This window comes from Streptomyces sp. NPDC047130, assembly GCF_040643475.1.
Lineage (GTDB): Bacteria > Actinomycetota > Actinomycetes > Streptomycetales > Streptomycetaceae > Streptomyces.
This window is the reverse complement of sequence record NZ_JBEYUK010000043.1, coordinates 1-12,359: the sequence shown is the minus strand read 5'-3', so window position 1 is coordinate 12,359 and position 12,359 is coordinate 1. Positions and strand designations below refer to the sequence as shown.

The 12,359-nt window shown below is 70.9% G+C and carries 9 protein-coding genes and 1 pseudogene; 8 read left to right on the top strand and 2 right to left on the bottom strand.

The features are described from left to right. Positions 1-67: 67 nt before the first annotated feature. The 3 genes from frc to ABZ836_RS29200 all read left to right on the top strand — a co-directional run bounded on the left by frc (position 68) and on the right by ABZ836_RS29200 (position 4,997). A complete protein-coding gene (gene frc, locus ABZ836_RS29210; RefSeq protein ID WP_361147180.1) occupies positions 68-1,312 on the top strand; it encodes a formyl-CoA transferase in 1,245 nt (414 codons plus the stop codon). 5 nt (positions 1,313-1,317) lie between these two features. Continuing rightward, positions 1,318-3,450 carry an acetate--CoA ligase family protein gene (locus ABZ836_RS29205; protein ID WP_361147177.1) on the top strand — a complete coding sequence of 711 codons (2,133 nt, stop codon included), beginning with the start codon at positions 1,318-1,320 and terminating at the stop codon, positions 3,448-3,450. 185 nt (positions 3,451-3,635) lie between these two features. After that, the gene (locus tag ABZ836_RS29200; protein WP_356138247.1) at positions 3,636-4,997 is read left to right on the top strand and encodes an OFA family MFS transporter; all 1,362 of its coding nucleotides are present in this window, start codon (positions 3,636-3,638) and stop codon (positions 4,995-4,997) included. A gap of 362 nt (positions 4,998-5,359) precedes the next feature. On the opposite strand, the gene ABZ836_RS29195 is transcribed toward ABZ836_RS29200, so the two are convergent. Next, positions 5,360-6,409, bottom strand: coding sequence for a LacI family DNA-binding transcriptional regulator (locus ABZ836_RS29195; protein ID WP_361147174.1), 1,050 nt, complete (start codon positions 6,407-6,409; stop codon positions 5,360-5,362). A 220-nt stretch (positions 6,410-6,629) separates the two neighbouring features. On the opposite strand from ABZ836_RS29195, the gene ABZ836_RS29190 reads away from it, so the two are divergent. The 5 genes from ABZ836_RS29190 (at position 6,630) to ABZ836_RS29170 (ending at position 12,259) form a co-directional block, all read left to right on the top strand. Next, complete coding sequence (locus ABZ836_RS29190; RefSeq protein ID WP_361147171.1) at positions 6,630-8,360, top strand: ABC transporter substrate-binding protein; 1,731 nt, start codon at positions 6,630-6,632, stop codon at positions 8,358-8,360. 123 nt (positions 8,361-8,483) lie between these two features. After that, the gene (locus tag ABZ836_RS29185; protein ID WP_361147169.1) at positions 8,484-9,482 is read left to right on the top strand and encodes an ABC transporter permease; all 999 of its coding nucleotides are present in this window, start codon (positions 8,484-8,486) and stop codon (positions 9,480-9,482) included. Further along, positions 9,479-10,408: an ABC transporter permease gene (locus tag ABZ836_RS29180; RefSeq protein WP_361147166.1), complete on the top strand. Its 930-nt coding sequence runs from the start codon at positions 9,479-9,481 to the stop codon at positions 10,406-10,408. The genes ABZ836_RS29185 and ABZ836_RS29180 overlap by 4 nt, the downstream gene beginning before the upstream one ends. 4 nt (positions 10,409-10,412) lie before the next feature. Next, positions 10,413-11,354: an ABC transporter ATP-binding protein gene (locus ABZ836_RS29175; RefSeq protein ID WP_356138238.1), complete on the top strand. Its 942-nt coding sequence runs from the start codon at positions 10,413-10,415 to the stop codon at positions 11,352-11,354. Beyond that, positions 11,354-12,259, top strand: a complete 906-nt coding sequence (locus ABZ836_RS29170; protein WP_356138236.1) for an ATP-binding cassette domain-containing protein — start codon at positions 11,354-11,356, stop codon at positions 12,257-12,259. Before ABZ836_RS29175 ends, ABZ836_RS29170 begins: the two co-directional genes overlap by 1 nt. 10 nt (positions 12,260-12,269) lie before the next feature. Here the strand turns inward: ABZ836_RS29170 and ABZ836_RS29165 are convergent. Next, positions 12,270-12,359 (bottom strand): annotated as a pseudogene (locus tag ABZ836_RS29165) (DUF692 domain-containing protein); the annotation flags it as partial.

The window sequence follows — 12,359 nt, the reverse complement described above, 5'->3', positions numbered from 1 at the left end:
AGAGCGCACAGCGGCACTCCGAACCGGCCGGTGGACAAGGCCGATGGACAAGTGAGGTGACCCGACGGTGACCACCGTTGCGACAGACAAGGCCCTCGACGGCATCCGGGTGCTGGACATGACGCATGTCCAGTCCGGCCCGTCCGCCACCCAGTTGCTCGCCTGGTTGGGCGCGGACGTCGTGAAGCTGGAGGCGCCGTCAGGCGACATCACGCGCAAGCAGCTGCGCGACCTCCCGGACGTCGACTCCCTCTACTTCACGATGCTCAACTGCAACAAGCGCAGCATCACCCTCAACACCAAGACCGAGCGCGGCAAGGAGCTCCTCACCGAACTGATCCGCCGGTCCGACGTGATGGTGGAGAACTTCGGCCCGGGCGCCGTCGACCGGATGGGGTTCACCTGGGAGCGCATCCAGGAGATCAACCCGCGGATCGTCTACGCCTCCATCAAGGGCTTCGGCGACGGCCCGTACACCGATTTCAAGGCCTACGAGGTGGTCGCCCAGGCGATGGGCGGCTCGATGTCCACGACCGGGTTCGAGGAGGGACCGCCCACCGCCACCGGGGCCCAGATCGGCGACTCGGGCACCGGGGTGCACACCGTGGCCGGCATCCTCGCCGCGCTGTACCAGCGGGAGCGGACCGGGCGCGGCCAGCGGGTCAACGTGGCCATGCAGCACGCCGTCCTGAACCTGTGCCGGGTGAAGCTGCGGGACCAGCAGCGCCTGGCGCACGGCCCCCTGGCCGAGTACCCCAACGAGGACTTCGGCGACGAGGTGCCGCGCTCCGGGAACGCCTCGGGCGGCGGGCAGCCGGGGTGGGCGGTCCGGTGCGCGCCCGGCGGCCCGAACGACTACGTCTACGTGATCGTGCAGCCGGTCGGCTGGAGGCCGATCACCGAGCTGATCGGCCGGCCGGAGCTGGCCGACGACCCGGGCTGGGCGACGCCGGAGGCGCGGCTGCCGAGGATCGGCAAGATGTTCCAGCTGATCGAGGAGTGGTCCTCCTCGCTGCCCAAGTGGCAGGTGCTGGAGGAGCTGAACCGCCACAACATCCCCTGCGGGCCGGTGCTCTCCACCAGGGAGATCATCGAGGACGAGTCGCTGGTGGCCAACGGGATGGTGGTGCGCGTCCCGCACAAGGAGCGGGGCGAGTTCGTCACCGTCGGCAACCCCATCAAGCTCTCCGACTCGCCCGTCGAGGTGCGCAGCTCACCGCTGCTGGGCGAGCACAACGAAGAGGTCTACGTCGGCGAACTCGGGCTCGGTGACGAGGAGTTGCGCCTTCTCAAGTCGAACGGAGTGATCTGAGCGTGATGGCCGACGACAGGCAGCGGCGGGTGCGCGAACTGCTGGAAGCGGTGCGCGCCGAGGGCCGCACGGCGTTGACCGCGCCGGAGGGCAAGGTGGTCGCCGACGCGTACGGGATCGCGGTGCCCCGCGAGGCGCTCGCCCGGGACGTGGAGGAGGCGGTCTGCGCGGCCGCGCGCTTCGGCGGGCCCGTGGTGATGAAGATCGTCTCGCCGGACATCCTCCACAAGACCGACGCCGGCGGGGTGATCGTGGGCGTGGAGGGCGCGGCGGCGGCGCGCGCGGCGTTCCTGAGGATCGTGGAGAACGCCAGGGCCTACGACCGGGAGGCCCGGATCGAGGGCGTGCAGGTGCAGGAGCTGGTGCCGTCCGGCCAGGAGGTGATCGTCGGGGCGGTGACCGACCCGACCTTCGGCAAGGTGGTGGCCTTCGGGCTGGGCGGCGTGCTGGTGGAGGTCCTGAAGGACGTCACCTTCCGGCTGGCGCCGGTGGACGCCGACGAGGCCCTCGGCATGCTGGACTCCATCCGGGCCGCCGAGGTGCTGCGCGGGGTGCGCGGGGCGCCCGCGGTGGACCGGTGGGCCGTCGCGGAGCAGATCCGCCGGGTCTCCCAACTGGTCACGGACTTCCCGGAGATCGCCGAGGTGGACCTCAACCCGGTGATCGCCACGCCGGAGGGCGCGACCGCCGCGGACATCCGCGTCATCCTCGCCGGGTCGGCGCCCCGCCCCCGCCGCGCCTACGGGCGGGAGGAGATCCTCACCTCGATGCGCCGGCTGATGCAGCCGGCCTCGGTGGCGGTCGTCGGCGCCTCCAACGAGCAGGGCAAGATCGGCCATTCGGTGATGCGCAACCTGGTCGACGGCGGCTTCCCCGGCGAGATCCACCCGGTGAACCCCAAGGCCGACGACATCCTGGGCCGCAAGGCGTACAGGAGCGTGCTGGACGTGCCCGGTGAGGTGGACGTGGCGGTCTTCGCCATCCCGGCGAGGTTCGTCGCGGCGGCGCTGGAGGAGGTGGGCCGGAAGAGGATCCCCAACGCCGTGCTGATCCCGTCCGGGTTCGCGGAGACCGGTGAGCACGCGCTCCAGGAGGAGATCGTCGCCGTCGCCGAGCGGTACGGCGTGCGGCTGCTCGGGCCGAACATCTACGGCTACTACTCCACCTGGCAGGACCTGTGCGCCACCTTCTGCACCCCGTACGACGTCAAGGGCGGCGTGGCGCTGACCTCGCAGTCCGGGGGCATCGGCATGGCCATCCTGGGGTTCGCGCGCACCACCAGGACCGGGGTGTCGGCGATCGTCGGCCTCGGCAACAAGTCGGACATCGACGAGGACGACCTGCTGACCTGGTTCGCGGAGGACCCGCACACCGAGTGCATCGCCATGCACCTGGAGGACCTGAAGGACGGCCGGGCGTTCGTCGAGGCCGCCCGGGCGACCGTGCCGAAGAAGCCGGTGGTGGTCCTCAAGGCGGGCCGGACCGCGGCGGGCGCCAAGGCGGCGGGCTCCCACACCGGCGCGCTGGCCGGCGACGACGCCGTGTACGACGACATCCTCCGCCAGGCGGGCGTCATCCGGGCTCCGGGGCTCAACGACATGCTGGAGTACGCGCGGGCGCTGCCGGTGCTGCCGACGCCCAAGGGCGACAACGTGGTGATCATCACCGGGGCCGGCGGCAGCGGTGTGCTGCTGTCGGACGCGGTCACGGACAACGGGCTGTCGCTGATGGAGATACCGCCGGACCTGGACGAGGCGTTCCGCCGCTTCATCCCGCCGTTCGGCGCGGCCGGCAACCCGGTGGACATCACCGGGGGCGAGCCGCCGTCGACGTACGAGGCGACGATCCGGCTGGGCCTGGAGGACGAGCGGATCCACGCGCTGGTCCTCGGCTACTGGCACACCATCGTCACGCCGCCGATGGTCTTCGCGGAGCTGACCGCGCGGGTGGTGGCCGAGTACCGCGAACGCGGGATCGAGAAGCCGGTGGTGGCCTCCCTGGCCGGTGACGTGGAGGTCGAGGAGGCGTGCCAGTACCTCTTCGAGCACGGGGTGGTGGCCTACCCGTACACCACGGAGAAGCCGGTGGCGGTGCTGGGCACCAAGTACCGGTGGGCTCGGGCAGCGCGGCTGCTGTGAGCCGTCGGCGAGGGTGACGTCCGGCATCCACGACGAGGCGACGGAACGGGTGGTGGTCGATGAGGGCGTGAGGCGACGGGGCGGCCGACGGTGCGGTCGGCCGCCACCGGGACCCGTGCGCACACGGAAGAGACGGGACAGGGGGCGCTGGCCAGGTCTTTCGAACGCGAGGGGTGCTATCCGGCATGACAGCAACCGACGATCTCGCAACACCACTTCCCTACCGGGAAGTCACGGACGTCAACGGCCGGGTGTACCGGCTGGGCGAGTCCGACATCGACATCATGGGCCGCAGGCGGATCTGGATGGTCGTCCTGCCCTGGGTGGGCATGATGGGCATCTCCTCGGCGGAGTACGCGTTCGCGTCCGCGGAGGACACCCTCCACGCGGCGCACCACTGGGACAGCGGGGCCGTCTACTGGATGATGACCGTGTGGGTCTTCTTCCAGGCCGCGGTGGCCTTCCCGGCCGGCCGGCTGCGGGAGAGCGGGAAGCTGCCGGCGCGCTCCGCGATGATGCTCGGCGCGCTCGGCACGCTGCTGGGCTACGTGTCGCTCGCCTACGCGCCGCACGTGATGCTGGCGTTCATCGGCTTCGGCGTGTTCAGCGGGATGGGCGCGGGCATGGTGTACGCCACCTGCGTCAACATGGTGGGCAAGTGGTATCCGGAGCGCAAGGGCGGCAAGACCGGCTTCGTCAACGGCGGCTTCGCCTACGGCTCGGTCCCCTTCGTCTTCGTCTTCACGGGCTTCATGGACATCGGGAACTTCCGGTGGGTCCTGGTCACGGTGGGGCTGTTCCTCTCCGCGGTCGTGGGCGTCGCGGGGTACTTCTTCAAGGACCCGCCGAAGAACTGGTGGCCCGCCGAGGTCGACCCGCTGTCCCCGCCCGAGGACCCGCGGGCCCGCCGTTCGCTGGAGAAGAACCCGCCGGCCGTCAAGCAGTACAGTCCGCTGGAGGCGTGGAGGACCGGCCGGGTGGCGCTGATGTGGTTCTGCCTCGCCTGTACGTCGGGCGTGAACATCTTCGGCATCGCCTTCCAGGTCGACATCGGGCAGGAGGCCGGTTTCGCCGCCGGGATCGTGGCCACCGCCATGTCCCTGAAGGCGATCGTCAACGGCACCGGGCGCGGTGTGATCGGCTGGCTCTCCGACCGCTACGGGCGCAAGCAGTGCCTGATCGCGGTCTGTGTCATCCTGGGCCTCGCGCAGTTCGGCATCATCTGGTCCGCGGACATCAAGAACCTGCCGCTGTTCCTGACGTTCTCGGCCATCTCCGGCTTCGGCGGCGGCGCCATCTTCCCGATGTTCGCCGCGATGACCGCGGACTACTTCGGCGAGAACAACAACGCCACCAACTACGGCATGGTCTACAGCTCCAAGCTGGTCTCCGGACTGGGCGCGGGCATGGGCTTCGTGGTCGTCGACGCCTGGGGCCTGGACGGCGCGTTCACCCTCGCGGGCTGCATCTCGTTCTTCGCCTGCCTGGTGGCGCTCTTCCTCTCCCCGCCGGGACGGGAACGGCACCGCCTCATCAGCATCCGGTGACCCCGGGCGCCCCGCCCGCGGGCCGCCCCGTTCCCGCCCGCCGCACACGGAAGGGCCCTGCCGCCGCCGGCAGGGCCCTTCCGCGCGTACATCGGCACGGGGCCGCGCCTGTTCCCCGGAGCGGGCGTCACGTCGTGTGCGGGGGCCGGCTCGCCTCGGGCGGCGGGGAGCGGTCCGCCACGACGGCGCGCCCGGGGAGACCGTGCCCGTCGCCCGGTCCCGGTGGGGGACGCACACCGTGGTCGGCACCGGCGCGGTGCGACGGGCGACGGTGCTGCTCGCCCCGGTCGTTCCGCTCGCCGCGGCGGGCCTGTGCGTGTACGCCTCGGTGAGGTCGCTCCGCCGGAGAGACGCCCGCCCGGTCAGGCCTGGTGGGCGGAGGAGGTGTGGCGCAGGGGGGCGGGGGCGGTGCTGCCGCGGGGAAGGAGGCGGGCCGGTTCGTCCTCCAGGCCCTCGGCCCACCCCTCCTCGACCAGGGCGAGCAGCGTGCGGACCGCGTGCCGGCCGTACGCCGGGATGTCCCGGTTCAGCGCCGTGATCGCCGGCCGCACCACGCGGGTGAGCTGGGAGTCGTCCCAGGCGACCAGGGACAGTTCCTCCGGGACCCGCAGCCCCAGCTCGTCGGCGACCGAGAGCCCGGCGACCGCCATGATGTCGTTGTCGAAGACGATGGCCGTCGGCCGTCCGGGGCCGATCAGCAGCGACCGGGCGGCCCGCGCGCCCTCCTCGCCCGAGTAGTCGGTGTGGACGATGGCGGGCGGCGCCATCCCCAGCTCCGCGCAGACCTCCCGGTGCGCCCGGTCCCGCCGCGCCGTGTGGTCGAGGGCGCGCAGCCCGGCGACCCGGGCGACCGAGCGGTGGCCGAGCGCGTGGAGGTAGCGCAGCGTATGGCCCAGCGCCACGGCGTCGTCGGACCAGACCGCCGGCAGCCCGCCCGCCGCGTCGGGGTGACCGACGGCGACGGCGGGCAGGCCGAGTTCGCGCGTCAGCTCGATCCGCGGGTCACCGGCGCGCAGGTCGGTGAGGAGGACACCGTCCACCCGGCCCTCGCCCCACCAGCGGCGGTGGACCTCCATCTCCTGCGCCTCGTCGGGGACGAACTGCAGGGTCAGCGCCCGCCCGTGGGCGGCCAGTTCGTCCTGCATTCCGCTGATCAGTCCCATGAAGAACGGTTCCGCGCCGAGGAGTTGGGCGGGCCTGGAGGAGACCAGTCCGACCGCGTCGGCCCGGGCGCGGGTCAGCGCGCGGGCGGCGCTGTTGGGCCGCCAGCCGATCTCCCGGGCGATGCGCTTGATCTCGGCCCGGGTCCCCGGCGACACACCGGGGCGGTCGTTGAGCGCGTACGAGACCGCGACCTTGGAGACGCCCGCGCGGCGCGCGATGTCCTCCATGGTGGGGCGACGCCTGGACATGTGACCTCGCTTAACCGCTTCATGAGTGGGCCGTCATCGTAGCGGCACCGCCGTACCCGCAGGTCTGCCCAGCAGCGCCCCCGCCATAACAACTCCCTTGTAACGAAGCCACGGGAGCGCTCCCGCGACCCCTTGACACGACTGCGGGACGGGCCCAGACTTCCGCCACTTACCCGGTTCAGTTGCTCCGCCCGACGAGGGGCGGGGAGGGAGTTGACCGATGCGTATCCGGGCGCGGTTCATCGCTCTGTTGGCCGCCGGCGGCATGCTCGTCACGGCGTGCACGGGCGGGGGGTCCTCCACGACCCCGGACGGCAAGGGAGGCCCCGTCGGCGAGAAGGGGCTTCCGCGGCACGAGACCTTGTACACCAGCGGCACCCAGTGGGGCCCGCCCGCCAACTACAACCCGCTGCGCAACTGGGACCACGCCACCGGCACCAAGGGCCTGGCCTACGAGACGCTGTTCCACTTCGACCCGCAGAAGGGCGAGCTCGTCCCCTGGCTGGCCGAGAGCGGCTCGTGGACCGACGACAAGACCTACGAGGTCACGCTGCGTTCCGGCGTGACGTGGTCGGACGGCAAGCCGCTGAGGGCCCAGGACGTCGTGTTCTCCTACGAGGTCGGCAAGCTGGAGGCGGCCTCGTTCCACACACTGTGGGACTGGCTGGGCAAGGCGGAGGCCGTCGACGACCGGACCGTGCGGTTCACCTTCGAGGAAGCCCGCTACCAGGAGTGGGACTACACCCTCTACGGCCAGCCGATCGTCCCGGAGCACGCCTGGGGCGACCTGTCCGACGAGGAGGTCCTCAACGGCGTCAACGACAAGCCGGTGGTGACGGGGGCGTACAACCTCAGGAGCCACACCCAGGACCGGGTGGTGTGGGAGCGGCGCGACGACTGGTGGGGCGTCGAGGCGCTCGACATGAAGCCCGCGCCGAAGTACATCGTCGACATCTCCAACCCCAGCAACGAGGTGGTCATCGGCCAGATCGGGCAGGGGCAGCTGGACCTCAGCAACAACTTCCTCCCGGGCGCGGCCTCGCTGATCAAGAGCGGCAAGGCCGTCTCGTACTACGACAAGCCGCCCTACATGCTGTCCGCCAACACCGCGTGGCTGGTGCCCAACACGACCCGCAAGCCGATGGACGACGCGGCCTTCCGCAAGGCGCTGGCGTTCTCCGTCGACACCGGCAAGATCGTCAAGGGCGTGTACGGCGACCTGGTGCGGCCGGCCGACCCGACCGGCCTGCTGCCGCAGTGGGACGCCTTCGTGGACAAGTCGCTGACCGCGAGCAACGGTTTCTCCTTCGACACCGCCAAGGCCAGGAGCCTGCTGAAGGACGCCGGTTACCAGGACACCGACGGCGACGGGATGGTGGAGGACAGGAGCGGCGACAAGGTCGCGCTCAAGCTGATCGTGCCGTCCGGCTGGACCGACTGGATGGAGGCGGCGAAGGTCATCGCGGAGGGCGCCAAGGCCGCGGGCATCGACGTGACGACCGAGTTCCCGGACCAGAACGCGCTCAACGACCTGCGCGCCAAGGGTGACTTCGACCTGCTGATCAACAACGAGCGGCAGCTCTCCAACACCCCGTGGACGTACTACGAGTACATGTTCCAGCTGCCGGTCCGGGACCAGCAGAACACCGTGAACTTCGGCCGCTACGAGAACGAGGAGGCCTGGAAGCTCGTCCAGGAGCTCGGCGGGGTCAGGACCGACGACCAGGCGGGCATGAAGGAGGCCATCTCGAAGATCCAGGAGATCCAGCTGGAGGAGATGCCGGTCATCCCGCTCTGGTACAACGGCCTCTGGTCGCAGTCGACCACCGGGGCGTGGACCAACTGGCCCTCCGAGAAGGGCGACAACCACCACGCGCCGACGCTGTGGCGCAACTGGCTGGAACTGGGCGGCTTCGAGGCGTTGACCGGCCTCAAGCCCGCGAAGAAGTAAGCCCGCGCGGCCGGGGAGGCCGCCGCAGGCGCCCGTGCGCCACCGGACCCGGTGGACGGGCTCGCCTCCGGCGGCCTCCCCGCGCGCCGCCCTCCCCCGCCGCCTGCGATCCTGGAGTCCCTCTTGCGCCGCTACTTCGCCCGCAAGCTCCTCGTCTACGTCCTCACGTTCGTCTTCGCCGTCACGGTGAACTGGATGATCCCGCGCTTCATGCCGGGCGACCCCGTCTCCTCGATGATCTCCCGCGCCCGTGTCTCGCAACCCGAGGCCGTGGAGCACATGAGGACCTACTACAACGAGCTCTTCGGCTTCGACCGGCCCGTGTGGGAGCAGTACCTGAGCTTCTGGTCGTCGCTGCTGCAGGGCGACTTCGGCCTGTCGATCTGGGTCTTCCCCCAGCCGGTCGGCGAGATCATCATGGGCGCCCTGCCCTACACCCTCGCCCTGATGGTCCCGGCCATCCTGCTGAGCTGGTTCGTCGGCAACTGGCTCGGCGCCCTGGCCGCCCGCCGCAAGGTGCTGGACAACACGGTGCTGCCGGTCGGGTACCTGCTGACGGCCATGCCCTACATGTGGATCGCCGTCCTGCTGGCCTGGGTGCTGGGCGCCAAGGCCGGCTGGTTCCCGGTCTCGGGCGCGTACAGCCTGGAGCACCTGCAGCCGACCTGGAGCTGGTCCTTCCTCACCGACGCGCTGCACCACTGGGTGCTGCCCTTCCTGTCCCTGTTCCTGGTGGCGCTGGGCGGCTGGGCCATCGGCATGCGCAACATGATCATCTACGAGCTGGAGGCGGACCACTCCTCGTACCTGTCCGCCCTGGGCGCGCCGCAGCGGCTGATCCGCAGGTACGCCTTCCGCAACGCGGTGCTCCCCCAGATCACCGGTCTGGCGCTGCAGTTGGGCGTCCTGGTGGCCGGCGCGCTGGTGACGGAGATCGTCTTCAACTATCCGGGCCTGGGCAACCTGATCCTCGCGGCGATCCAGAACCGCGACTTCTTCCTGCTCCAGGGCACCTTCCTGTTCATCGTGATCGGCGTGCTGATCGCCAACTTCATCATCGACCTCGTCTACGTGGTCGTCGACCCCCGGACGCGCACCGGCATGGCGGGAGGCCAGTCATGAACGCGATGCCCCCACCGGGCGACCCGGCGACCGAGCCGGCCGCCGTCACCGAGGCGGCGCAGCAGTCGCCTCCGCTCACCCCGACCAGGGAGACCCTGCACTACGCGGTCCGCAACCCCAAGCTGCTCATCGGGCTGGCGGTGGTCGCCGTGCTCCTGCTGACCGGGCTCGTCGGCCCGCTGCTGCTGGACGACGCGGACCCCAACGCCTACTCCGGGCCGCAGGCGGCGCCGCCGGACGGTGAGCACTGGTTCGGCACGACCTCCTTCGGGCAGGACGTCTTCGGCCAGTTCGTGCACGGCCTGCGCGCCACCTTCCTGGTGGGCGTGATCGGCGGCGGCATCGCCGCGATGATCGCCATGCTGGTCGGCTTCTTCGCCGGCTACCGGGGCGGCTGGGTGGACGAGGTGCTGACCATGTTCACCAACATCGTGCTGGTCATCCCCTCGCTGGCGGTGCTGCTCATCGTCAACGCCTACCTGGGCGTGCGCAGCGTGCCGGTGCAGGGCCTGTTCATCGGGCTGACCTCGTGGCCGTGGGCGGCGCGGGCGATCCGCGCGCAGACGTTCAGTCTCCGCACCCGCGACTTCGTCGACCTGGCCCGGCTCAGCGGCAGCCGCACCTGGAAGATCATCTTCCGGGAGATCGCGCCGAACATGAGCAGCTACCTCTTCATGACGTTCATCCTGCTCTTCGGCGGCTCGATCCTCATCGCCTCCTCCCTCGACTTCATCGGCCTCGGACCGACCGACGGCGTGTCGCTGGGGCTGATGCTGCAGAGCGCCCAGCAGTGGAGCGCGCTCCAGCTCGGCCTGTGGTGGTGGTTCGTGCCGCCGGGGGTGGGCATCACCGCCGTCGTCGGCGCACTGTACGTCGCCAACGTGGGCCTGGACGAGGTGTTCAACCCCAAGCTGAGGGAGTCGTGACGACATGGCCCTGACCGTCGACGACCTGAGGGTCCACTACCGCACGCTGCGCGGCGACGTCCGCGCCCTGGACGGCGTCAGCTTCTCCGTCGACGACGGCGAGATCCTGGGCCTGGTCGGGGAGTCGGGCTGCGGGAAGACCACGCTCGGCAAGTCGCTCATCCGCATGGACGGCCGGATGCGCCACGTCGGCGGCACCGTCACCCTCGACGGGGACGACGTGCCGGTGGGCGACGACCGCGCCATGAACGCCTTCCGCTTCCACCGCATCTCCCTGGTGCCGCAGTACTCGATGAGCGCGCTCAACCCGACGCGGCGCATCGGCCGGATGATCCGCGAACTGCTCGCCTCCCGCGGGGTGGCCGTGGACACCGCGGAGCTGCACCGGCGGCTCGCGCTGGTCGGGCTGAGGCCGGAGATCCTCGAGCGCTACCCGATCGAACTGTCGGGCGGCATGAAGCAGCGCACGGTGATGGTGATCTCCACGCTGCTCGACCCCTCGCTGCTGGTGGCGGACGAGGTGACCAGCGCGCTGGACGTCTCCAACCAGAAGGCCGTCGCCCACGCCCTGGTGGGGCTGCGCGACCAGGGCCTGGTCACCAGCATGGTGTTCATCACCCACGACCTGGCGCTGACCTCGCACATCGCCGACACCATCATGGTGATGTACGCGGGCCGGCTCGCCGAGAAGGCTCCGTCGGGGGTGCTGACCACGGCCCCGCGCCACCCGTACACCCGCCGGCTGCTCGCCGCGCTGCCCGAGCCGGGCGTGCGCCGCTCGCAGGGCCGGTTGTCCGGCATCGAGGGCAGCCCGCCGTCGCTGCTCTCCCCGCCCGCCGGGTGCCGGTTCCGCGACCGGTGTCCGCTGGCCGACGACGGGTGCGCGGAGCAGCCGCCGGTCGTCGAGGTCGCCCCCGATCACCACGTAGCGTGCTGGAAGGCCTGATGCTGACACTCGACCGCGTCACCAAGACGTTCCGGACCGGGACCTTCTCCGGCAGCACGCTCACCGCCGTGGACCGGGTCTCCTTCACCGTCGGGCGGGGTGAGGTCGTCACCCTGCTGGGCGAGAGCGGCAGCGGCAAGTCCACGCTGGGGCGCATGATCCTCGGCCTGACCCCGGTGAACGGGGGATCGCTGACGCTGAACGGCGAGCCGGTGCGGGCCGGCAAGGAGTACTACCGCCGGGTCCAGGGGATCTTCCAGGACCCGTTCAGCTGCTTCAATCCCGTGTTCAAGGCCGACCGCGTCTTCGCCCTGGTCAAGGAGGCCTACCATCCGCGGGTCCCGGCGGCCGACTGGCGGGAGCGGGTGGAGTCGGCGGTGCGGGACGTGCGCCTGGACCCGGCTCAGGTGCTCGGCAAGTACCCGCACCAGCTCAGCGGCGGCCAGTTGCAGCGCCTGCTGATCGCCCGCGCGCTGCTCCTGGACGGCCTGGAGTTCCTGGTCGCCGACGAGATCACCAGCATGCTGGACGCCTCGACCCGGATCGACGTGCTCAACCTGCTGGGCGACCTGCGGGAGCGGGGCCTGGGCGTCCTGTACATCACGCACGACCTGTCGCTGGGCACGTACCTGGCGGAGCGCACGGTGGTGCTGCGCCAGGGGCGGGTGGAGGAACGGGGGGCGACCGAGAAGGTCTTCGGCAACCCGCTGCACCCCTACACCCGTCATCTGCTGGCCGCGGTGCCGCGCCTGGGCGTGGACTGGGTCGACGCGGAGCCCGTGGAGAGCTGCGCCTTCCACGACGCGGGCGCCGGCGGCGACGCGGGTGCCGACGGCGACCTGTGCGAGGTGGAGCCGGACCACTTCGTGGCCTGTGCGCGGCTGCCGGAGTGCCCGGGCGGCTGAGCGGGTTGAGCACGCCGCCCGCCACGTGGACGTAGGCGATCGCCTCCACCGGCAGCTCGTCCAGCGCCTTCGCGGTGTCCTCGCCCCGGTTGACCTGGTT